The organism is Pseudomonas fontis (genome assembly GCF_028656955.1).
GTDB lineage: Bacteria > Pseudomonadota > Gammaproteobacteria > Pseudomonadales > Pseudomonadaceae > Aquipseudomonas > Aquipseudomonas fontis.
In genome coordinates this window covers 135,421-157,551 of the sequence record NZ_JAMDGY010000024.1, presented here as the reverse complement: position 1 = coordinate 157,551, position 22,131 = coordinate 135,421, and the positions used below count along the sequence as shown (strand labels likewise).

Annotated in this window: 16 protein-coding genes; 6 read left to right on the top strand and 10 right to left on the bottom strand. The window is 64.7% G+C overall.

All coding sequences use genetic code 11. The features are described from left to right. The first annotated feature begins 184 nt into the window (after positions 1-184). The gene (locus M5G11_RS10155; protein WP_273909921.1) at positions 185-1,384 is read left to right on the top strand and encodes a Bcr/CflA family efflux MFS transporter; all 1,200 of its coding nucleotides are present in this window, start codon (positions 185-187) and stop codon (positions 1,382-1,384) included. A 135-nt stretch (positions 1,385-1,519) separates the two neighbouring features. Continuing rightward, on the top strand, positions 1,520-2,887 hold the full coding sequence (locus M5G11_RS10150) for an APC family permease (RefSeq protein ID WP_273909920.1): 1,368 nt from the start codon (positions 1,520-1,522) through the stop codon (positions 2,885-2,887). Between the two features lie 7 nt (positions 2,888-2,894). On the opposite strand, the gene M5G11_RS10145 is transcribed toward M5G11_RS10150, so the two are convergent. Then, positions 2,895-4,553 carry a DUF4153 domain-containing protein gene (locus M5G11_RS10145; RefSeq protein ID WP_273909919.1) on the bottom strand — a complete coding sequence of 553 codons (1,659 nt, stop codon included), beginning with the start codon at positions 4,551-4,553 and terminating at the stop codon, positions 2,895-2,897. 424 nt (positions 4,554-4,977) lie between these two features. Between M5G11_RS10145 and ilvD the strand changes: the two genes are divergently transcribed. Further along, positions 4,978-6,819, top strand: a complete 1,842-nt coding sequence (gene ilvD, locus M5G11_RS10140) for a dihydroxy-acid dehydratase (RefSeq protein WP_273909918.1) — start codon at positions 4,978-4,980, stop codon at positions 6,817-6,819. Between the two features lie 114 nt (positions 6,820-6,933). Here ilvD and M5G11_RS10135 read toward each other — a convergent pair whose 3' ends face one another. From M5G11_RS10135 to M5G11_RS10120, 4 genes are all read right to left on the bottom strand, one after another. Next, on the bottom strand, positions 6,934-9,405 hold the full coding sequence (locus M5G11_RS10135; RefSeq protein WP_273909917.1) for a TonB-dependent siderophore receptor: 2,472 nt from the start codon (positions 9,403-9,405) through the stop codon (positions 6,934-6,936). Positions 9,406-9,539: 134 nt separating this feature from the next. Then, positions 9,540-10,532, bottom strand: a complete 993-nt coding sequence (locus M5G11_RS10130) for a FecR family protein (protein WP_273909916.1) — start codon at positions 10,530-10,532, stop codon at positions 9,540-9,542. Beyond that, a complete protein-coding gene (locus M5G11_RS10125; protein WP_273909915.1) occupies positions 10,529-11,062 on the bottom strand; it encodes an RNA polymerase sigma factor in 534 nt (177 codons plus the stop codon). Before M5G11_RS10125 ends, M5G11_RS10130 begins: the two co-directional genes overlap by 4 nt. 209 nt (positions 11,063-11,271) lie before the next feature. Beyond that, complete coding sequence (locus M5G11_RS10120) at positions 11,272-12,327, bottom strand: haloacid dehalogenase-like hydrolase (RefSeq protein ID WP_420793794.1); 1,056 nt, start codon at positions 12,325-12,327, stop codon at positions 11,272-11,274. Between the two features lie 241 nt (positions 12,328-12,568). Here M5G11_RS10120 and M5G11_RS10115 point away from each other — a divergent pair, with 241 nt between their 5' ends. Beyond that, positions 12,569-13,960 (top strand): L-cystine transporter, encoded by a 1,392-nt coding sequence (locus M5G11_RS10115; protein WP_273909914.1) that lies wholly within the window; start codon positions 12,569-12,571, stop codon positions 13,958-13,960. A gap of 103 nt (positions 13,961-14,063) precedes the next feature. On the opposite strand, the gene M5G11_RS10110 is transcribed toward M5G11_RS10115, so the two are convergent. Further along, positions 14,064-14,582 carry a dihydrofolate reductase gene (locus M5G11_RS10110; RefSeq protein ID WP_273909913.1) on the bottom strand — a complete coding sequence of 173 codons (519 nt, stop codon included), beginning with the start codon at positions 14,580-14,582 and terminating at the stop codon, positions 14,064-14,066. Positions 14,583-14,658: 76 nt separating this feature from the next. Here M5G11_RS10110 and M5G11_RS10105 point away from each other — a divergent pair, with 76 nt between their 5' ends. Next, positions 14,659-16,038 carry a DUF2868 domain-containing protein gene (locus M5G11_RS10105; protein ID WP_273909912.1) on the top strand — a complete coding sequence of 460 codons (1,380 nt, stop codon included), beginning with the start codon at positions 14,659-14,661 and terminating at the stop codon, positions 16,036-16,038. Then, positions 16,031-17,389 carry a GTPase/DUF3482 domain-containing protein gene (locus M5G11_RS10100; protein WP_273909911.1) on the top strand — a complete coding sequence of 453 codons (1,359 nt, stop codon included), beginning with the start codon at positions 16,031-16,033 and terminating at the stop codon, positions 17,387-17,389. Before M5G11_RS10105 ends, M5G11_RS10100 begins: the two co-directional genes overlap by 8 nt. A gap of 137 nt (positions 17,390-17,526) precedes the next feature. Here the strand turns inward: M5G11_RS10100 and M5G11_RS10095 are convergent, their stop codons facing one another. The 4 genes from M5G11_RS10095 to M5G11_RS10080 form a co-directional block, all read right to left on the bottom strand. Next, the gene (locus tag M5G11_RS10095) at positions 17,527-18,081 is read right to left on the bottom strand and encodes a phosphonate degradation HD-domain oxygenase (RefSeq protein ID WP_273909910.1); all 555 of its coding nucleotides are present in this window, start codon (positions 18,079-18,081) and stop codon (positions 17,527-17,529) included. Between the two features lie 10 nt (positions 18,082-18,091). Next, a complete protein-coding gene (locus M5G11_RS10090) occupies positions 18,092-19,219 on the bottom strand; it encodes a TIGR03364 family FAD-dependent oxidoreductase (RefSeq protein WP_273909909.1) in 1,128 nt (375 codons plus the stop codon). Positions 19,220-19,338: 119 nt separating this feature from the next. Continuing rightward, entirely contained in the window at positions 19,339-20,364 is a 1,026-nt protein-coding gene (locus M5G11_RS10085; protein ID WP_273909908.1) for a putative 2-aminoethylphosphonate ABC transporter substrate-binding protein, read from the bottom strand. A gap of 41 nt (positions 20,365-20,405) precedes the next feature. Beyond that, on the bottom strand, positions 20,406-22,130 hold the full coding sequence (locus M5G11_RS10080) for a putative 2-aminoethylphosphonate ABC transporter permease subunit (protein WP_420793793.1): 1,725 nt from the start codon (positions 22,128-22,130) through the stop codon (positions 20,406-20,408). Between the last annotated feature and the right edge of the window lies 1 nt (position 22,131).

Below are 22,131 nucleotides of genomic sequence, written 5' to 3'. Positions count from 1 at the left end.
GCGCCGCCTTTGGGAGCCCTCATGGGCTCCAGCGCAGCCTGTCGGCAGCGGCTACAACATCTATCTCCCACAGGTTATGCGCCGTTCTTGTGGGAGCGGGCTCGTCCCGCGATCTGCCGCAACGCGGCAGCCATGCGTTCAACAGGCTAAGCTGAGCAACTTTCGCCCTTCAAAGGATTGATGCGTGGCGCCTGTACGCACCCCTTACCAGAACCTCATCCTCTGCCTGCTGCTGCTCATGAGCCTGCTCGGCGTGTTCCCGCTGGACGTCATCCTGCCGTCCTTCCCCGCCCTCAGCGCCCACCTCAAGGTCAACACCCAGCAGATCGCCTACTCCATCAGCCTGTTCGCCCTCGGCGTCGCAGCCGCGCAACTGGTGATCGGCCCGCTGTCCGACCAGCTCGGCCGCAAGCGCCTGCTGCTGTTGGGCCTGCTGGCCTCGATCGGCGGCGCGCTGGGCTGCGTGCTGTCCACCGGCTTCGAGAGCTTCATGTTCTTTCGCCTGCTGCAAGCCCTGGGCTGCGGCTGCTTCGTGCTCACCCAGGCGCTGGTGCAGGACCTGTTCGAAGGCAAGCAGCGCAATGCCGTACGCATCCTGCAAACCAGCGCCAGCGGGCTGTTCATCTCGCTGTCGCCCCTGCTGGGCACCTGGCTGCAACAAGCCTTCGACTGGCCGGCCAGCTTCCTGGCCTTTGCCCTGCTGGCCGGGCTGGCGCTGGTCATGAGCCTGCGCCTGCTGCAGGACGACAGCCGCAAAGCCCAGCGCAGCCAATCGGCATTCAGCGCCTATGGCGTACTCGCCCGCGACCCGGCCTTCTTGCGCCACTCAACGGTGGCCGCGATTGCCTTCGCCTGCCATTTTTCCTTCATCGTGGTGTCACCCCTGCTGCTGATGGAACGCCTCGGGCTGTCGGCCTACGCGTTCTCCCTGGTTTTCCTGCTGTATGGCCTGGCCTATCTGTTCGGCGGGCTGATCGCCAGCGCCGCCAACCAGCGCCTGGCCGCCTCGACCCAGGCAGCCTGCGGGCTCGGCCTGATCGCCAGCGCCGGGCTGGCGCTGCTGCTGTGGCCCTGGTTCGGCGAGCTGTCGGCGGCAGCCGTGCTGGTGCCGATGATCATCTGCACCACCGGCACCAGCCTGGCCCGCCCTGCCGCCACCAGCTCAGCGCTGGAGTTGCACCCCAGCCGCGCGGGCAGCGCCGCATCGCTGCTCAACACCCTGGTGTTCGCCATCGGCGCCGCCGCCAGCAGCCTCACGGCCTGGTTCAGCGAGCAGCTGCCGAGCAGCCTGGGGGTCGCCTTCCTGATCATGGCCAGCATCGGCGGGCTGCTGATGACCCAACACCGCGCACACCGCGCCGCCACCTTGCACCCCGGCAACTGACTCTGTGCAGCCATGCATAAACACAGATAAAAATCCATCTTATTAGGACGTTTCAGCAAACTTTTCATTGATTAAAGCGACACGAGCGGATAAAAATCGACCTAATTCAAAAACAAAAATATGCAGGTTCGATCAATGGCCACGCGCGACCATACCCCCCCTTGCACGCCAGATACCGCTCAACTGCGCCGGGTACTCGGGCTTCCCGCCCTGGTGTTCTTCGGGTTGGTGTACATGGTGCCGCTGACCATCTTCACCACCTACGGGATCGTCACCGAGCTGACCGGTGGCCGCACTGCGGGCGCCTACCTGGTGACCCTGGTGGCCATGCTGTTCACCGCCACGTCCTACAGCTTCATGGTCAAGCGCTTCCCGGTCGCGGGCTCCGCCTATTCCTACACCAACCTGGCATTCGGCCCGAACATCGGCTTTCTCGCCGGCTGGTCGCTGCTGCTCGACTACCTGTTCATCCCGATGATCAATTACCTGCTGATCGGGCTGTTCCTCAATATCGCCTTCCCGAGCATCCCGGTGTGGACCCTCATCGTCGGTTCGATTGCCCTGGTAACCGTGCTCAACGTGATCGGCATCCACTCGGTGGCCAAGGCCAGCAACCTGATCGTCGGCGCGCAGATCGTCTTTATCGGTGTGTTTGCCGCGATGTCGTTCAAGACCCTCGGCGGCGCTGCGCCGGTCGACCTGCTGTCGCCGCTGCTGGGCGACGGCACCCAACCGGGCTTCGGCCACCTGATGGCGGGTGCGGCGGTGTTGTGCCTGTCGTTCCTGGGCTTTGACGCGGTGTCGACCCTGGCCGAGGAGACCCGCGACCCGCAACGCAACGTGCCACGGGCGATCATTCTCACCACCCTGGGCGCCGGCCTGCTGTTCACCGCGCTGGCCTATATCAGCCAGCTGGTGCTGCCGGGCAGCCATTTCGCCAACACCGATGCCGCAGCCAATGAAGTGATGTTCAAGGCGGGTGGGCAGTTCCTCGCCAACTTCTTCACCGCAGCCTTCGTCGCCGGCAGCCTGGGTTCGGCGCTGGCGTCGCAGGCCGCCGTGTCGCGCATCCTCTACACCATGGGCCGCGACAAGGTGCTGCCGGAGCGCTGGTTTGCACGTCTGTCGCCACGCTATGGCACGCCGGTATTCGCCACCCTGCTGGTCTCGGCATTCTCACTGCTGGCGTTGGTGATCGACCTGGCCACCCTGGCTTCGCTGATCAGCTTCGGCGCACTGGTGGCCTTCTCGGCGGTGAACCTCGCGGTGATCCGCACGCACCTGGTGGATCAAGCGCACAACCGCACCCCGTCGGGGCTGCTGCGCTACGGCCTGGTGCCACTGGTGGGGATGAGCCTGACGCTGTGGCTGTGGACCAGCCTGTCGGCGCTGACCCTGACCATCGGCCTGGTCTGGTTCACCCTGGGGCTGGTCTACCTGGGCGTGCTCACCGGCGGCTTCCGCCGGCCGGTGAAGCTGGTGCAGTTCTCCGAAGCGAGCTGACCAGCGGTTACTGGCGCGACTGACGCACGCTCAGCTCCACCCCGTCTACCTGCAAGGTCTTGTAGTGCGGGGTGACTGGCTGAACGGCGCCGTCGCGAATCCGCTGGATCATCAGCCTGGCGTCGGCAATGCCATACAACGTGCCCCCCTCGCGCCAGCGGTCATCCGTGTCACGCACATAGAAGGTTGCACTGTTGGTGTAGCGATGCCGGGCGAGCATCATGACTTCGTGGCGCCCGTCGCCGTCCAGATCAACCGGCCACAGCACACAGCCCGGCGTGCCGCACTGGATCTTTGCATCGGCCATCGCAAGGAACTGCTCGCTCCCCAGCTCCGCTGGCCCCAGCCACTCCAGCTTCGGCCCGCTCGACTCGGCATACGGCGCGGCCTCGGCCATTTGTTCGCGCAACTGCGCTCGGCCGCTCTCGTCGAGTATCTCGCCGCGCTCGAGTTGCACCGCCAACGCCTCGAACTGCTCCCGCCCGGCCTTGCCCAGGCTGTTGCGCAAGGCGCGCGCATCGAACTGGGCAACCGGTATGCGCCCACTGAGCAGGCGTTCGACCTGATTGCGGGCACTTTGGCCGACAGGGTCCAGCACCGGGGAGTGGAACGCCACGATCAGCAGCGCGCACAGCAATGCCAACGGCGGGTTGCTGCTACGCAGTGCACCCAACCAGCGTGACCGCGAAAACAACACCGCCCACACAGCCGCCAGGCTATAGACCAGCGCCACCGCCACCAGCAGTGCACCCAGGGCCCGTGACGGTGTCAGGCCGTACTGGTCAATGCGCAGCCACGTCGAGTACGCCGCCAACCCTGCCAGTACCGGCAGGCACAGCAAGCTGGCCTCGACCAGCCGGCGCAGGACGCGTGGATAGTCCTGTTGCTCACCGTCCTGGAACACCCCGTTGACCAGGAACAGCTGAACACCGATCAGGCACAACAGGATGGTCGTGGAATAGCCGGTGTCCCAGATGGGTTGTACGCCGGTAAGCGCCAACGCTGCGCTGAACAGCACGGCCGTCAGCGCGCTGATCGGTAGCAAAAAGCGGCACAGGGTCAGCAGGATGCCGCGCAGCAGGCCAATGACCTTGTCGTTCTGACACCCCATGCGCATGCCCAGGGAGAACACCACAGGCAGCGTGAGCAACTGGAACGAGGTAGCGCGCACCAGCTCGGCGACCACCTCGATATGCAGCATCTTGAACAGGCCTGCGCACAGCCACAGCAGCAACATGAACAGCCCGCATAGCAAGCCGGCCAGGAGCACGATGAACACGTTGTTCCAGGCATGCTGGAACAGGTCCTGATAGCGTGGCCGGGCGCCCTCGCGGGTTGGCCAGCTGTGGATGAAGGCCGTGCAGATGTACGCGAGCAATGGCGCGCCGACCATCCAGCTCAGCCATAGCCAGTCGTAGGCATCGCCCAGGTAGCGCGTGCTGCTGATCGCCGCGATCAACACCGTCAGCCCCAGCACCAACACCCAGGTACCGCGTACTTTCACCGCAGTACCGAGCAATTGCAGGAGGGTGCCGCCCACCAGCACGACGCTGCCCACGGCAACGGTCAGCAACGGTATATCGAGTAGCGACAAACCCAGCAGCACAAGCCCCTGTACCAGGCCGATGGCCAGGTACAACGGCAGCGAACGATTCAACGCGGGCATTACAAATCCTTTTGTGGGGGCATAGCGATGCGCGGCAGTTTACTCCAGGCGCTTGAGCATGGCCTGCACCACCTTGCGATGAAATGGCGTGATGCTTTGTGCGGCTCGACAATGGAGAGCAGGGCAAACCCTGTGGGAGCCGGCCTTGCCGGCGATAGGGCCAGAAAGCATCGCCGGCAAGGCCGGCTCCCACAGGGAAAGGCACACCAACCATCAACGCGCCATTCCCTCAGGCCGCCAGCGGTGTAGAATCGGGCTATTCATCGCCAGTCATCCCCGGCGGGTTTATGAGCTCTGGCTGAGCGCACGGCGATCCCGCGGCGACCTCGGCTTCATCCGTACCAGCGGCCACCTGCCTTCGGTGCAAAGGACAAGAGAAGCTCACTCCCCTTTTTGTTACCTGATTAGCCGCCAGGAGTGCTTCATGCCTGATTACCGTTCCAAGACGTCCACCCACGGCCGCAACATGGCCGGCGCCCGCGCCCTCTGGCGTGCCACCGGGATGAAAGACGAAGACTTCAAGAAGCCGATCATCGCCATCGCCAACTCCTTCACCCAGTTCGTTCCGGGCCACGTGCACCTGAAAGACCTGGGCCAACTGGTCGCCCGCGAGATCGAACGCGCCGGTGGCGTGGCCAAGGAATTCAACACCATCGCGGTCGATGACGGCATCGCCATGGGCCACGACGGCATGCTCTATTCGCTGCCAAGCCGCGAGATCATCGCCGACTCCGTCGAGTACATGGTCAACGCGCACTGCGCCGACGCCATCGTGTGCATCTCCAACTGCGACAAGATCACCCCCGGCATGCTGATGGCCGCCCTGCGCCTGAACATCCCGGTGATCTTCGTGTCCGGCGGCCCGATGGAAGCCGGCAAGACCAAACTGGCCAGCCACGGCCTGGACCTGGTCGATGCCATGGTCATCGCCGCCGACAGCACCGCCTCCGACGAGAAGGTCGCCGAGTACGAGCGCAGCGCCTGCCCGACCTGCGGTTCGTGCTCCGGCATGTTCACCGCCAACTCGATGAACTGCCTGACCGAAGCCCTGGGCCTGGCCCTGCCGGGCAACGGTTCGACCCTGGCCACCCACAGCGACCGCGAACAGCTGTTCCTGCAGGCTGGCCGCACCATCGTCGAGCTGTGCAAGCGCTACTACGGCGACAACGACGACAGCGTGCTGCCGCGCAACATCGCCAACTTCAAGGCGTTCGAGAACGCCATGATGCTCGACATCGCCATGGGCGGTTCGACCAACACCATCCTGCACCTGCTGGCCGCTGCGCAAGAAGCCGAGATCGACTTCGACCTGCGCGACATCGATCGCCTGTCGCGCAAAGTGCCGCAACTGTGCAAGGTGGCGCCGAACATCCAGAAGTACCACATGGAAGACGTCCACCGCGCTGGTGGCATCTTCAGCATCCTCGGCTCGCTGGCCCGTGGCGGCCTGCTGCACACCGACCTGCCGACCGTGCACAGCCCGAGCATGGAAGAAGCCATCGCCAAGTGGGACATCACCCAGACCGACGACGCGGCGGTGCACCACTTCTTCAAGGCCGGCCCGGCCGGGATCCCGACCCAGACCGCCTTCAGCCAGTCGACCCGCTGGGAAACCCTGGATGACGACCGTGAAAACGGCTGCATCCGCAGTTTCGAGCACGCCTATTCGCAAGAAGGCGGCCTGGCCGTGCTGTACGGCAACATCGCGCTGGACGGTTGCGTGGTCAAGACGGCCGGGGTCGACGAGTCGATCCACGTGTTCGAAGGCAACGCGAAGATCTTCGAAAGCCAGGACAGCGCCGTGCGCGGCATCCTCGCCGACGAAGTGCAGGCCGGTGACATCGTGATCATCCGCTACGAAGGGCCGAAAGGCGGGCCGGGCATGCAAGAGATGCTCTACCCGACCTCGTACCTGAAGTCCAAAGGCCTGGGCAAGGCGTGCGCACTGCTCACCGATGGTCGCTTCTCGGGCGGTACGTCGGGCCTGTCGATTGGTCACGCTTCGCCGGAAGCCGCCGCAGGCGGTGCCATCGGCCTGGTGCAGGATGGCGACAAGGTGCTGATCGACATTCCCAACCGTTCGATCAACCTGCTGGTCAGCGATGAAGAGCTGGCGGCGCGCCGTGTTGAACAGGACAAAAAGGGCTGGAAGCCGGTTGAAGTGCGGCCACGCAAAGTGACCACCGCGCTGAAGGCCTACGCCCTGCTGGCGACCAGTGCCGACAAGGGCGCCGTGCGTGACAAGGCGATGCTCGACGGGCTGTAATTGGCTCAGCGCTGCGAGCGCTTTGCGCTCGTTCGCTGGCAAGGCCAGCTCCCACAGGTTTGGGTTTCACACCAAACCTTGTGGGAGCCGGCCTTGCCGGCGATCAGCACGCCATCAGAACTGCGGCGTGTACTCCACACTGAACATGAAGTTGCGCGGGTCACCCATGTAGTTGTTGCCCGTCACCTGGCTGTACGCCGGGATGTAGTACTTCTTGTCGAACAGGTTGTTCACATTCACCGCCAGGGCGATCTCCTCGCTCATCTGGTAAGCCACCCGTGAACTCCACACGGTAAAGCCGCTCTGCTCGAAAGCACGGTCGAAGCTCAACGTGCTGCTCTGGCTGTTCAAGCCACCCCCCACACTGAACTTGCTGAAGTCGCCTGGCAGCTGATAATCAGCCCACAAGCGCAGCATGTGCATGGGCGTCGACTTGGCGAACACCTTGCCCTCGAACGCTTCGTCTTCCAGGAACTTGGTGGTGTTGTAGGTATAGCTGGCCGCCACTTGCAGCCCCTGCGCCACCTCGCCGCTCAGCTCGGCCTCGATACCCTGGCTGCGCACCTTGCCCGCCGCCGTGGAGCAGGCCACGCCGCCACAACCCTCTTCACCGATGTCGCGCACGTCAGTCACGGCGCGGTTCTTGTGGATGTAGCGGAACATCGCCAGCGAGGCATTGAGCTGGCCGTCCATCAGCTCGCCCTTCAGGCCCAGCTCGTAGTTGTCACCCTCGATCGGTTTCAGGCCGCCCTGGTCCAGGGTCCGCTCGGTCTGCGGGATGAACACTTCGGAATAGGTGCCATAGGCCGACCACTGATCGTTCAGCGCATAGACCAGGCCGTAGAACGGGGTGACCTTGCCATTGGTCTGTACCGCGTTGTTCTCGCCATAGTCCTGCAGCTCACGCTGGAAGTAGTTCTGCTGGTGGAAGGCAAAGTCATACCAGCTGCTGCGCGCGCCGACGATGAGGGTCAACGGATCGAGCAACTTGACCCGCCAGCTGCCGTACAGGCCCTTCTGGCGGATGTCGTAGGTGCTGGTGGCGAGGTTGGCCTGGTCGGCGATGCTGTCGAAATCCTGGAACGGACGATGGTGGTCGATATCGTCGATATTCACCCCGGGGGTGAACATCCGCGCATAGGCATCGTTGGTGGTGTACTTCGAGTAGTTGGCGCCGAGCAGCACACTCTGCTCGAACGACAACGCTTCGAAGTTGCCGGTCAGGTAGACGTCCAGGCCACGGCTTTTACCGGTGAAGTCGGTGGCGAAATCGGAATAGCGCGGCCCGGTGCTGGTGCCCGGGGTCACCGAGCCGGCGATGAACTGGTAGGTCGCCTCGTTGGACTCGTTCATGGCCATGGCAGCGGCCTTGAGCTTCCAGTTGTCGTTGAAGCGGTGCTCCAGGTCCAGGTACACCGCCGTCTGGTCATTCATCGCGCGGTTCCAGGTGGAACCGGTGAAGGTCGAGCGCGGCAGGTCCAGCGTGGTCTTGTCGCTGTAGCGCGGCAAGGCGATCAGGTAGGGGCGCGAGTGGCTTTTCTTGTTGCTGGCGCCGATGCCCAGGGTGGTGTCTTCGCTCAGGTCGAAGTCGACGGCGCCGTAGACGGTCTGCTCCCAGTTCCACACGTAATCGGTGAACGAGCGGCCTTTCTCGTAGTTGACCACGGCACGCCCACGGATCGTGCCTTCATCATTCAAGGCACCGCCGACATCGGCCTGGCCGACATAGCGGTCCCAACTGCCGGCCTTGGCCGTCAGCTTGACGGTCGGCTCGGCCTGCGGGCGCTTGCGCACCATGTTGATCGCGCCGGTGGTGCTGTTGGCGCCCTGCAGCAAGGCGGCCGAACCGCGCAGCACTTCCATGCGGTCGTAGATCACCATGTTCTCGGTGATGTAGCTGCCCAGCGCGTAGACGTTGCGCGGCACCGGCACGCCATCGTATTGCATCGACTCGATGTCGAAGCCCCGGGAAAAAATGAACATCCCGGGCCCGGGCGATTTCACCGACGCCAGGCCCGGCACCGCTTCGACCGCCTGGGTCAGGGTGGTGATGTTCTGGTCGTCCATGCGCTGACGGGTCAGCACCGAAACCGACTGCGGGATGTCCTTGAGCTTCTGTTCGCCCTTGGCGATGGTCACCGCGCCAGTGGTGTAGGAGCGGGTGCCTTCGGTGGTCACGCCCAACTGCTTGCCGCTGACCGTGGTCGCGCCCAGTTGCAGGGCGGCATCGGCGTTGCCGCGCTTCTCCAGGGTGACGCTGTCGTTGTCGATATAGCGAGCACTCAGGCCGCTGCCGGCCAGCAGACGCGCCAGCGCCTCGCCCTGTGGATAACTGCCCTGCAGGCCCGGCGAATGCAAGGCCTGGGTCAGTTCCGCACTGACCAGCACCTGAACCCGGGTTACCGTACTGAAGGCCGCCAAGGCTGAATCCAGCGACTGCGCCGGAATGTCGAAGCGGTAGCTCTGCACTTGCGCGGCGGGGGCGGCATGCGCCGGCATCAGGCAGACGCCGCCGCCCAGCCCAATGGCCAGCTTGAGTAGCGTTGGCAGTGCAGACAGGCGCCGGTTGGCGGTCGGGTGTTCCATCGGTAGTGCTCCCCAAATCGTCGAAGTCGGTCAACGGCGCGCACTATCTGAGAGTGCTTACTATTTGCGCCTACGAAATCAAGGACGACGCGTCTGGAGAAAACCCTGAACAATTCGAAAAGTTTTTTCGCCTTTTAACTTTCCCGCAGGACATGCAGGTAGGTCATGTACTGGTCAGCCCGCAGCCCCAGGGTATGGGTCAGTGCCTTGAGCACCGCCTCGGGCTTGTCGATTTCAAACACCCCGGAGACCTTGCGCTCACGCAGGGCATCGCCCAGCACCAGGACCTTGCCGGGCCAGTAGCGGTTCAGCTCGGCGACCACTTCGGCCAGTGGCTGCTGGCGGAACACCAGTTGCCGTTGGCGCCAGGCGAAGCGGGCAGCCGGGTCGAAGGGTTGCACCGGGTCAAGCTGGCCATCGTGGTAGGCCACCCCGCGCCCCGGCTCAAGGAACACCGAAGCGCCGCGCCCCGCATTGACCTCGACCTTGCCCTGCTCGACCAGCACCTGGGTTTGCGCACTGCGCCGGGCCACGCTGAAGCGGGTGCCGACCACCTTCACCCAGCCATCATCGGCTTGCACCACGAACGGCCGGTCGGGGTCCCGGGTCACTTCGAACCAGGCTTCGCCACGCAGCAGGCGGACCTGGCGCTGATGACCATCGAGGCTGATCTGCAGCGCGCTGTCGGTGTTCAGTTGCACCCGCGAGCCATCGGCCAGCTGGAACGCGCGGGACTCGCCGGTTTCGGTGGCGTAGTCGGCCCGCCAGCGGTCCGGCCACGGCGTTTGCAGGCCGGCGGCAGTGACCGTCAGCACCACCGCCGCCGCTACGGCCCAGCGTTGCCAGCGGCTCGGGCGCTTGCGCTGCCACTCGGCGCGTTCGCCCTGGCGGATGTTGCGCGCCGGGTCGCGCAGGGCGCCGAGCAGGCCGATGACTTCGGCCCAAGCACGCTCCTGCGCCGGGCCCTGGGCTTTCCAGGCGGCAAATGCCGTGTGTTCTTCGGGGCTGACGTCGTCGGCCTGCAAACGGAAATACCAGCCACTGGCCTCTTCAAACAGCTCGTCGGCGGTATCCGTTGGAGGGGCGTCGGTCATCAGGGTGTCCGTGGCATCTGGCAAGTAGGTCATGGCCGCTGGCTCCGCGTAGCGTTCGCCAGGCGGGCCTTGATGTAGGCCCGACAGTCGACCAGCGCGCGGCGCAGCTGGTATTCGACACTGCGTGGGGAGACCTGCAGGCGTTCGCCGATCTCCCGGTAGGTGCATTCGTCGACATGATAGAGCAGGAAGATGTGCCGGGTCGCCTCGGGCAATGCCTGAATTGCATCGTGCATCAGCGCCTGGTCCTGTAGGGCGGCCAGTTGCTCGTCAGCGCTTGGGGTGTTGCAGGGCAACTCATCGCTCGGTTCGCCGCCGTCCAGGCGCTCTCGGCGGATCATCTGGCGCTGATGGTCACGAATGAGGTTGCTGGCGATGGTGAAGAGGAACGCGGGCAGGTTGTCGATCTGCTTGTCGGCGGGCAGGCGGGCCAGGCGCAGGAAAGACTCCTGGGTCAGGTCGGCGGCGACCTGTGCGTTGCCGGTGCGACGGGCAACGAAGGCCTCCAGGGCTTTCTTCTGCTCGGCGAACAAGCGAGCAATCTGCGTATTCCATGACGACACGGCACACCCTGCCTCGGGACCTCAAGAGCGCGCACGCTAGCATTTGTTGCGACTGATTCGCAATTGGTATTATTTTGCACGCATCTGTCCACCCCTGTGGGAGCTGGCCTTGCCAGCGATCGGCTGGGCACCAGCCGCCAGCAATGCTGGCCTCATCGCCGGCAAGGCCGGCTCCCACAGGGATTTGTACCAGGCAGTAGCTAAAGCATTTACTGGATCTGCTCCGGCGTCACGATCACCCAGTTCTTGTCCGCCGTCACCGCCAACCCTTGCTTGGCCTGCGCCGCCGCATGCTTGCTGATCATGCCGTTCAACTGGTCCATGTACTTGGCCTTGCGGTTGACCCACAGGTGGATCCCGCCCTTGGCCACATCGACACTGTGAAACAGCATGTAGCCATCGCTGCTCGGCGTGTCGCCGCCCACCAGCACCGGCTTCTTCCATTCATCGATATAGGTGAGGATGGCCGCCTGCTTGCCGGCCATCCAGGTGGCCGGGGTCCACAGGTAAGGCGTCAATTCCAGGTCCAGGTTGGCCTTCTCATCGTAACTGCCCGCACTGATCTGCTTGCGCGCCGTGGTCAACGCCCCGGTCTTGCGATCCTTGAGCAGCAGGCTGACGCCGATCACGTTCTGCGGCTTCACGTTGTAGCCATACTTCGGGTCGGCCGCGACCATGCGCACCAGTTCCTCCGAGGCCGCCGTCATCACGTACACCTCGATGCCGTTCTCCATGAGCTTGTTGTACAGCTCGGCCTGCCCGGCAAAGATCTTCGGCGGCTGCACCTCGATGGTCTTGACCTGATCCCCCTCGAAGTAGGTGCTCGGCACCGGCTTGCCCGAGGCCATCAACTCATCCACGTAGCCCTTGAGCTCCTTGAGCGTGAAGCCTGAGAACACCTGCGCCACCCATGGGTAGCAGACCATGTCGTCGATTTCACACAGGCGGTAGTAATAGCTGAACAGGCTCTCCTTGTGCTCGGCGGTGTCCTTGAACGGCATCAGCTTGAGCGAGGGGTCGAGCTTTTCGCGGCTCAGTACGCCCTTGTTTTCCAGGTAGGGGAGTAACGATTCCTCCAGGTCAAAGCGATAACTCGTGTTGTCCATGTCGAACACCGCGTAATTACCTTGGTTGGCGTTGGCGGCGATCATGCTCTCCAGCTGTTTGGCGGCCGGCGCAGGCCAGTGCTTCAGTTCGGTGGCAAAGCCCTGCCCGGCAAACAGCAGGACGAGGCTGGCGGCGAAGATTTTCGGAGCAGACATCATGTGCATTTCTCCAGAAAAGGGGCACTTCACGCTAACAAATCCCCATGACCGCACTGATATGACAACGACCCCGAACACCCGCAAAACGTCATGCATAAATCTGAAAACGACCTATGCTTATTCCGAAAACGACTATCTACATTCCATTTCGATCTAAATTCGTTGTTTTTCAGACTGTTAGCATTTGCGTTCGCAAGCGCGCCCAGACGCGATGCCCGTCATTACCTCTCCTGGAGCTTCAATGAATCTGCCGTTGCTACTCAATCTGCTGGTGTTCCTGGCGCTGCTGCTGGGCCTGGCGCAAACCCGCCGCACCCAGTGGAGCCTGGCGAAGAAAGTCCTGGTCGGCCTGATCGTCGGCGTGCTGTTCGGTACCGCCCTGCACACCATTTATGGCGCTGGCAACCCGGTGCTCAAGGCCACCATCAGCTGGCTCGACCTGGTCGGCAATGGCTATGTGGCCTTGCTGCAGATGATCGTCATGCCGTTGATCTTCGCCTCGATCCTCAGCGCCGTGGCCCGCCTGCACAACGCCACCTCGCTGGGCAAGATCAGCTTCCTGACCATCGGCACGCTGCTGTTCACCACCGCGATTGCCGCGCTGATCGGCATCGGCCTGACCAACCTGTTCGGCCTGACCGCCGAAGGCCTGGTGGCCGGCACCCAGGAAGTGGCGCGGATGCAGACCATCCAGAGCGACTACGCCGGCAAGGTGGCCGACCTGAATATCCCGCAGCTGCTGCTGTCGTTCATCCCGACCAACCCGATTGGCGACCTGGCGCGGGCCAAGCCGACCTCGATCATCAGCGTGGTGATCTTCGCCGCGTTCCTTGGCATGGCGGCCTTGCAGCTGCTCAAGGATGACGTCGAGAAAGGCAACCGTGCGGTAGCGGCCATCGACACCCTGCAAGCGTTGGTGATGCGCCTGGTACGCCTGGTGATGAAGCTGACCCCGTACGGCGTGCTGGCGTTGATGACCAAGGTGGTCGCCAACTCCAACATGGACGACATCCTCAAGCTGGGCAGTTTCGTGGTGGTGTCGTACATCGGCCTGGGCCTGATGTTCGTGGTGCATGGCGTGCTGCTGAGCCTGAGCGGCGTGAACCCGCTGCGCTTCTTCCGCAAGGTATGGCCAGTGCTGACCTTCGCTTTCACCAGCCGCTCGAGTGCCGCGAGCATCCCGCTGAGCATTGAAGCGCAGACCCGTCGCCTGGGTATTCCACAGGCAACGGCGAGCTTTGCCGCGTCGTTTGGTGCGACCATTGGCCAGAACGGCTGTGCCGGCCTGTACCCGGCAATGCTGGCGGTGATGGTTGCCCCGGCGGTCGGCATCAACCCGCTCGACCCGCTGTGGATCGCGACCCTGGTGGCGATCGTGACCCTGAGTTCGGCCGGTGTGGCTGGTGTAGGTGGTGGTGCGACCTTCGCGGCGCTGATCGTGCTGCCGGCAATGGGCTTGCCGGTTGAGCTGGTGGCGCTGCTGATTTCGGTCGAGCCGCTGATCGACATGGGCCGTACAGCGCTGAACGTGAACGGTTCGATGACGGCCGGTGCGATTACCAGCCAGATGATGCAGCAAACCGACAAGACGCTGCTCAATGCCGATGAGCATGCCGAGCTGTCACACTCCTGAGTAATGCGGGGCCCTTAGGGGCCCCATCGCCGGCAAGGCCGGCTCCCACACCCCTCGGGCTCACACCGGCCCACTGTGGGAGCCGGCGTTGCCGGCGATGCTTTTAAGCCTTTTCCCACACGTCGAAGTGATACCCCGGCCGCCCCTCTTCTGGCGGATTCTCCTGGGTCGACACCCGCTTCCAGAGCGCTTCATCAACCTCGGGGAACCACGCATCCCCTTCCGGCTGCAGCTCCACCCGCGTCAGGTACAGCCGATCCGCCAGGCCGCGCTCCAGCGCCTGCGCATACAGCTGCGCGCCGCCGATCAGCATCAGCTCGTCCACGCCCTGGGCAATCGCCCACTGCTCGGCACGCTCAATGGCGGCATCCAGCGACGCGAACACTTCGGCGCCTTCCAGCTGCAACCCGGTCTGGCGGCTGACCACCAGGTTGAGCCGGCCCGGCAGCGGCCGGCCGAGCGAATCCCAGGTCTTGCGACCCATGATGATCGGCTTGCCCAGCGTGGTGGCCTTGAAATATTTGAAGTCGCCCGGCAAATGCCAGGGCATGCGGTTGTCGATGCCGATGACGCGGTTCTCGGCGAGGGCCGCGATCAGGCTGAGAGGCAGTGATGTTTTCATGCCGGCGAGGATAGCAAAGCCCGCCCGCCGATGCCTGGGTTATGCTTTGGGCTGATTCGACCAATGGAACCTGTGCGTGACTGGACTGACTGACCTGGACAAACGCTGGCTCACCGAAGCGGTGCGCCTGCGCGAAGAACATGCCGGCCCGCTGGAAGACCAGGAAGCCAACCGCCGCGCGCGCCAGCTCGGCGGCGACCTGCCAGCGCGCATCGAGCACCGCGCCCTGTGGTTGGCCGAACGCGATGGCTTGCGCAGCGCCCTCGGGCGCTGGAAGCACGGCGCCCGCCTGGCCCTGCTGGTGTTGCTGGTGCTCGCGGTGCTCAGCGGTGCCGGCCTGGCCTTTGCCGCCCTCGGTGACGGGCAGCGCCCGGTGAATGTGTTCTGGGCCCTGGGCAGCCTGCTCGGGCTGAACCTGTTGATGTTGCTGAGCTGGGCCTTGAGCACTTCGCTGGCCGGCGAACAGGGCGCCAGCCTGGGCAGGCTGTGGCTGTGGCTCAGCGAAAAACTCGCCCGTGATGCCCAAGCCGTGCACCTGGCCCCTGCCCTGGTGGTGTTGCTGCAACGCCAGCGCCTGAACCGCTGGCTACTCGGCCTGCTGGTGAACAGCCTGTGGCTGCTGGCGTTGAGCACTGCGCTGGTGGTGCTGCTGATGCTGCTTGCCACCCGCCGTTATGGTTTCGTCTGGGAAACCACCATTCTTTCCGCCGACACCTTTATCGGCCTGACCCAGGCGCTCGGCGCCCTGCCCTCGCTGCTCGGTTTCAGTGTGCCGGACGTCGCCATGATCCGCGCCAGCGGTGACAGCCAGCCCGCATTGGAACTGGCCCGCCAGGCCTGGGCCGGCTGGCTGCTCGGGGTGCTGCTGGTATTCGGGATCGTCCCGCGCCTGGTGCTGGCCGCGCTGTGTGCCTGGCGCTGGCGCGAAGGCCGCAAACGCCTGGGCCCGGACCTCAACCTGCCCGGCTACAGCCAGTTGCGCGATGCCCTGATGCCCAGCAGCGAGCGCCTTGGCGTAAACGATGCTGAACCGGAAAATATGCCGCAGGTGCAACGCACGCGTAGCGACGAGCCCAGTGAAGGTGCCTTGCTGGTCGGCCTAGAGCTGGACCCTCAGCGCAACTGGCCGCCCGCCCTGCCGGCTGCAGTCAGCAATGCCGGCATTCTCGACAGCCGCGAGTCGCGTAACAAACTGCTCGAACAGCTCAGCCGCTTTCCGCCTGCGCGCCTGGCCATCGCCTGTGACCCGCGCCGCTCGCCGGATCGCGGCAGCCTGGCGCTGCTCTCGGAGCTGGCGCGCAATGCCGGCGCCACGCGCATCTGGCTGATGCAGGCGCCGCCCGGCGAGGCACTGGACGCCGAGCGCCTTGGCGACTGGCACCAGGCCCTGGAAAAGCTCGACCTCACCTACGCCGATACGGCGCCCCTGAGCTGGCTGGAGCATGGTCATGACTAAGCCGCTGAAACTGGCCGTGGTCGGCCACACCAATGTCGGCAAGACCTCGCTGCTGCGCACCCTGACCCGCGATGTCGGCTTCGGCGAGGTCTCGCACCGCCCGAGCACCACGCGGCATGTCGAAGGGGCTCGCCTTTCCGTGGACGGCCAGCCGTTGCTGGAGCTGTACGACACCCCGGGGCTGGAAGATGCCATCGCCCTGCTCGACTACCTCGAACGCCTGGAGCGCCCGGGCGAGCGCCTGGATGGGCCGGCGCGGCTGGAGCGTTTTCTCCAGGGCAGCGAGGCGCGCCAGCGCTTCGAACAAGAGGCCAAGGTGCTGCGCCAACTGCTGGCCAGCGATGCCGGGCTGTATGTGATCGATGCCCGCGAGCCCGTGCTGGCCAAGTACCGCGACGAGCTGGAAGTGCTGGCCGGGTGCGGCAAGCCGCTGCTGCCGGTGCTCAACTTCGTGGCCAGCAGCAGCCATCGCGAGCCGGAATGGCGCGAGGCACTGGCGCGGCTCGGGTTGCATGCGCTGGTGCGGTTCGACAGCGTGGCACCGCCGGAAGATGGCGAGCGCCGGCTGTATGAAAGCCTTGCCCTGTTGCTGGAGAACGCCCGCCCGGCGTTGCAGCGCCTGATCGACGATCAGCAGGCGCAGCGTTTGGCGCGCCAACAGAGTGCCAAACGGCTGATTGCCGAATTGCTGATCGACTGCGCGGCCTGCCGGCGCAGCGTGGTGCCGGCGCAGGAAGCGGCGGCCATCAGCGAATTGCACCAGGTGGTGCGCCAGCGCGAGCAGCGCTGTGTGGAGGCGCTGCTCAAGCTGTACGCGTTCCGTCGCGAGGATGCCAGCGCAGGTGACCTGCCATTGCTGGACGGGCGCTGGAGTGATGACCTGTTCAACCCGGAAACCCTGAAGTTGCTCGGCGTACGCCTGGGCAGCGGCGTTGCGGCGGGCGCTGCGGCGGGGGCTGGCGTGGACCTGCTGGTCGGCGGTTTGACCCTGGGGGCGGCTGCGTTGGCCGGGGCGATTGCCGGGGGCGCGCTGCAAACCGCACGCAACTATGGCTCGCGTTTGCTGGGCAAGTTGAAGGGGCAGCAGGAGCTGACGCTGGATGACGGGGTGCTGCGCTTGTTGGCGCTGCGTCAGCGCCAGTTGTTGCAGGCGCTGGACAGTCGCGGGCATGCTGCGCTGGAACGGATCAAGCTGGAGACCCCGCCGGACAAGACCTGGCGTGAGGGCAAGCTGCCGGAGGCACTGAGCAAGGCGCGGGCACACCCGCAGTGGTCATCGCTCAATCCGGGGGCGCGGGTGAGCCAGGCAGAGCGCCTGGAGCAGATTGAAACCCTGGTGCAGAACCTGTAGTCCCTGTGGGAGCCGGCCTTGCCGGCGATGGCTGCCTGGCAGCCGCCAATTGTCAGCAAGGCTTTGCCTTGCATCGCTGGCAAGGCCAGCTCCCACAGAGCTTGCTGCAAGACAGTTGCTCCCACAGATTTTCTGGATCAGTTCAACAGCGCCAGCGCCTTGCCCTTCAACACCTGAAGATCAATCACCGGCACCGCCATCTCCTTGGCCAGTTCATCCCACTGGCGCATGCGCAAACTCACCGCGCACAGCGGGTCCAGCTCAAAGGCATCAGCCTCGGCCTCGCTCATCACCCCACCCTGATACCCCAACGTGCGCCGGCTCGCTTCGCTCAAGCGCTCGTAGTAGCCTGGCTGGCGCAACGTCAGGTAACGCTTGGCCGCCACGTGATATTCCACCAGCTTGGCCATGCGTTCGCCAAAGCCGCAACGGCGCAGGTACTCGGCGCCCACCTGCTCATGGCTGACCACGCCATAGCCGCCCATGCTGCCTTCGGCGTCGCCGCAGATATGCCCGATATCATGGAAGAACGCCGCCAGCACCACTTCATCGTCGTAGCCTTCATCCAGCGCCAGCTGCGCCGCCTGGGACATGTGCTCCAGTTGTGACACCGGCTCGCCGATGTAATCCTCGTTGCCATGGCGCTGGTACAAGGCAAAGACTTCACCGACAACCTGCTCGGCTGTTCTCATGGGTATCCCCTCACACGGTTTCATTGAGCAATTGCGCGACATGCCGTTCAGCCAGCGCCGGCCCGACACTCATGCCGACCCCGCTGTGCATCAGCGCCGCGCTGATCCCCGGCGCCACCTGCAACAGCGAAAACGGCCCCGGCCCGCCAGAACCATAGACGCCCTGCCAGCGCTCGACCACTTCGATACGCCCGCCCAGCGCCTGCTCGGCCAGCTCGATCATCCAGGTGTCGACCTGCTCGGCGTTGAACGGCGAGGCATCGCTGCCGTAGGCATGTGAATCGCCAATGATCAGCTCGCCATGCGGCGTCGGGCTGATCAGCAGGTGAATGCCGTGTTCCAGCAAGTGCGGGCTGTGCGCCTCGACATGGCTGCGCAAGGCCTGTGCCAGCGGCAGGTCGGCGTAGGCACCGTAGTGCAGGCAGCTCAGGCCGGTGAGCAACGCATGCTGCAGGTCCAGCGCGAAAAGCGGCCGGGCGCGCAGCATCTGCAAGCGGCAGACCTGCGGTTGCAGCGCGGCGATGGGTTCGGCCAGCAGCGTTTGGTAGTCGTGCCCCGAGCAGACCACCACCTGCTCGCCGCTGAAGACGCCGGCCGTGGTGGTCACCCGACCTGGCGCGATATCGTGCACCAGGGTGGAAAAATGGAACTCGACGCCCAGCGTGTCGCGCAGGTAGTTCACCAGCGCGGGGATCGCTTCGCGTGAGTAGAGTTGTTGATCGTCCAGCCCGTGCAGGGCCGCACGGTGGTGGCGCAACTGGCCGCCATACAGTGCGTTGAGCGCTTCGCCTTGCAGCAGCTCGACGTTGTAGCCGTGCTCGACGGCGCGTTCGGCGCAGAAGGCTTCGAGCAGGTCCTGCTCCAGCGCGGTGCGCGCCAGCAGTAGCGAGCCGTTGCGTTTCAGGGCGAAGCCCGCGTGCTGCGACCAGTTGGCCCAGATACCCCGGCTGGCCTTGGCCAGGTCGAGCATCGGCCCCGGTGGCTGGCCGCTGACCAGCGCCTGGCCAAAGTTGCGCACCGAGGCGCCCAGCGGCGTGGCGCTGCGCTCGAACACCCGCACCCGCAAGCCACGGCGGGCGGCGGCATAGGCATGGGACAGGCCGAGGATGCCGGCGCCGACGATGAGGAAATCGGTCATGGTGAAAATCCTTGAAGTCGGTGTTGAAGCTATCGCTGGCAAGGCCAGCTCCCACAGGGCCGAGGTGTACGGCAATCCCTGTGGGAGCCGGCCTTGCCGGCGATGAAGACAACGCGGTGTTACTGCTGCGCCACCTTCTCCGACTTGCCGTCATAGCGCTTGCGCCATTCGGCCAGGATGCTGTCGCGGTTCTTCGACGCCCAGCTGAAGTCGTTCTTGATCAGCCGTTGCTCGTAGTCCGCCGGCAGTTCGGTCTGCGGCTTGGCGATGCCCGGCTGGGCCAGCACGGCGAAGTTTTCCTTGTACAGCTCCATCGCCGCCGGGCTGGCCGAGAAGTCAGCCAAGCGCTTGGCCGCTTCTTCATGCTCGCTACCCTTGATCACGGCCGTGGCTTCGATTTCCCAGCCCAGGCCTTCCTTCGGCAGCACGATGTCCAGCGGCGCGCCCTGGCGCTTGAGCTGCACGGCCGGGTATTCGAACGAGATGCCAATCGGGAACTCGCCCGCCGCCGCCAGCTTGCACGGCTTGGAACCGGAGTGAACGTACTGGCCGATGTTCTGGTGCAAGGCATCCATGTACGCCCAGCCCTGCTTCTCGCCAAAGGTTTGCAACCAGGCGCTCACGTCGAGGAAGCCGGTGCCCGAGGACGCCGGGTTGGGCATGACGATCTTGCCCTTGTACTCAGGCTTGGTCAGGTCCTGCCAGCTCACCGGCTTGGTCAGGCCCTGCTTCTCGGCCTCGATGGTGTTGAAGCAGATGGTCGCCGCCCACACGTCCATGCCCACCCAGGCTGGCGGGTTGGCCGCGTCGCGGTAGTTCGCGCCGATCTTGCCCAGGTCCTTCGGTGCATAGCTTTGCAGCATGCCCTGCTGGTCGAGGATCGCCAGGCTGGACGCCGCCAGGCCCCATACCGCATCCGCCTGCGGACGGTCTTTCTCGGCCAGCAGCTTGGCGGTGATGATGCCGGTGGAGTCGCGTACCCATTTGATCTCGATGTCCGGGTTGGCCTTCTCGAAGGCCTGCTTGTAGCTCTTCAGCTGTTCGGCTTCGAGGGCGGTGTAGACCGTCAGCGAGGTCTGCGCGGCCATGGCTTGCAGGCTGAAGGCAGAGAGGACGGCAGCGGCAAGAGCAAGTGGCTTGAACATGATGCGGTTCCTTTGAACGGTACGAGGGTTGGGAGGGGCAATCACTGGCCGGGCGCGCGCTGGCGCCAGGCCTGGGAACGTTGCAACAGCCCACGCGAGGCCCAGGCCAGCAGCAGGGACACCGTGGCGCTGGTCAGCAGGATCAGGGTCGACATGGCGGCCGCGCCGCCGACGTTGCCGGCGTCATCCATGTTCAACACGGAGACGGCCGCCAGGATGGTGTCGGGGCTGTACAGGAAGATCGCCGCCGACACCGTGGTCATCGCCGAGACGAACAGGTAGCGCACGATGTCCAGCAGTGCCGGCAGGCAGATCGGTACGGTGACGCGCATGAAGTGCCGGTACAGCGGCGCCTTGAGCGACAGCGCGGCGGCTTCGAACTCGCCGTCGAGCTGGCGCAGGGCGGTGGTCGCGGTCATCTGCGCGGTGGTCAGGTAGTGGGCGATGGTGCACACCACCAGCAGCGTCATGGTTCCGTAGAACACATGCAGCGGGTTGCCGTTGAGGTTGAAGAAGAAGACATAGCCCAGGCCCAATACCAGCCCCGGCACCGCCATCGGCACGAAACTGAGCATGCGCAGCACCAGGTTCAGGGTTTTCTGGCCGCTGGTCTTCTCCATCAGGTAGGCGCCGGTGAAGATCACCACGCTGCCGATCAAGGCGGTGCCAAACGCCATGCTCAAGCTGTTGCGGTAGGCCAGCCAGCCGCCACCGGCGGTTTCGTCGAACTGGTAGTGCTTGAGCGACAGCGACAGGTTGTACGGCCAGAACTTCACCAGCGACGAGTACACCGCCATGCCCACCACCAGCAACAGGATCGCGCAGACCAGCAGCACGATGGCCAGGAAGCAGGCATCCCGACGTCGCGACGCCGCCGGCTCGAACACCTGGGCACGCCCGCTCATGGCCTCGCCCTGACGGCGACGCAGCCAGGCATCGACCCCGAAACTGAGCAGTGCCGGCAACAGCAGCACCATGCCGATCAAGGCACCACGGCCGAACTGTTGCTGGCCGACCACCGCCTTGTAGGCCTCCAGCGCCAGCACCTGGTAATCGCCACCGACGACCACCGGCACACCGAAATCGGTGATGGTCAGGGTGAACACCAGGCAGAACGCGGCGAACACCGCCTGGCGCGTCGCCGGCCAGGTAATGCTGTGGAATGCCCGCCAAGGGCCGGCACCCATGCTTGAGGCCGCATCGAACAGCCGGGCATCGGCCAGCGACAGGGCCGAGAGCAGGATCATCAGCGCATGCGGGAAGGTGTAGATGGCTTCACCGAGGACGATGCCCCAGAAGCCGTAGATGTTGTCGCTGAGCAGCCCGCGCAGCAGGCCCTGGTTGCCGAACAGGTAGACCAGCGCGATGGCCGGCAGCATCGACGGCGCCAGCAGCGGCAGCAGCGAGATGCCGCGCCAGATGCGTTTGCCGGGGATCAGCGTGCGTTGCAGCGCATAGGCGAACAGGTAGGCCGTGGGCACGACGATGGCCGCGACGCTCAGCGAGACCTTGAGGCTGTTGCCCACCAGCCAGTGGAAGTTGGCACTGGCGAACAGCTCACGTGCAGCCACCAGGCCACCGCCCTGCCCGGCTTCGCTACTGAAGCCGCGCCAGAAGATCGCCAGCAGCGGCAGCAGTACTGCCACCGTCAGCAACAGCAGCAACAGCCATTTGCCGCCTACCACGAACAGCCGGTCGCCCAGCGAGACCCGTGCAGTGTTGTGTGCCTTCGCGTGCGCGATCGGCAGGGTCATTGGGGCGGCCATC

Excerpts from the sequence above, each read along its gene's own strand:
- M5G11_RS10080 (WP_420793793.1), bottom strand. The coding sequence starts at position 22,130 with ATGGCCGCCCCAATGACCCTGCCGATCGCGCACGCGAAGGCACACAAC.
- M5G11_RS10135 (WP_273909917.1), bottom strand. The coding sequence starts at position 9,405 with ATGGAACACCCGACCGCCAACCGGCGCCTGTCTGCACTGCCAACGCTA.
- ilvD (WP_273909918.1), top strand. The coding sequence starts at position 4,978 with ATGCCTGATTACCGTTCCAAGACGTCCACCCACGGCCGCAACATGGCC.
- M5G11_RS10110 (WP_273909913.1), bottom strand. The coding sequence starts at position 14,582 with ATGAAAACATCACTGCCTCTCAGCCTGATCGCGGCCCTCGCCGAGAAC.
- M5G11_RS10150 (WP_273909920.1), top strand. The coding sequence starts at position 1,520 with ATGGCCACGCGCGACCATACCCCCCCTTGCACGCCAGATACCGCTCAA.
- M5G11_RS10090 (WP_273909909.1), bottom strand. The coding sequence starts at position 19,219 with ATGACCGATTTCCTCATCGTCGGCGCCGGCATCCTCGGCCTGTCCCAT.
- M5G11_RS10145 (WP_273909919.1), bottom strand. The coding sequence starts at position 4,553 with ATGCCCGCGTTGAATCGTTCGCTGCCGTTGTACCTGGCCATCGGCCTG.
- M5G11_RS10130 (WP_273909916.1), bottom strand. The coding sequence starts at position 10,532 with ATGACCTACTTGCCAGATGCCACGGACACCCTGATGACCGACGCCCCT.
- M5G11_RS10120 (WP_420793794.1), bottom strand. The coding sequence starts at position 12,327 with ATGATGTCTGCTCCGAAAATCTTCGCCGCCAGCCTCGTCCTGCTGTTT.
- M5G11_RS10100 (WP_273909911.1), top strand. The coding sequence starts at position 16,031 with ATGACTAAGCCGCTGAAACTGGCCGTGGTCGGCCACACCAATGTCGGC.
- M5G11_RS10115 (WP_273909914.1), top strand. The coding sequence starts at position 12,569 with ATGAATCTGCCGTTGCTACTCAATCTGCTGGTGTTCCTGGCGCTGCTG.
- M5G11_RS10085 (WP_273909908.1), bottom strand. The coding sequence starts at position 20,364 with ATGTTCAAGCCACTTGCTCTTGCCGCTGCCGTCCTCTCTGCCTTCAGC.
- M5G11_RS10095 (WP_273909910.1), bottom strand. The coding sequence starts at position 18,081 with ATGAGAACAGCCGAGCAGGTTGTCGGTGAAGTCTTTGCCTTGTACCAG.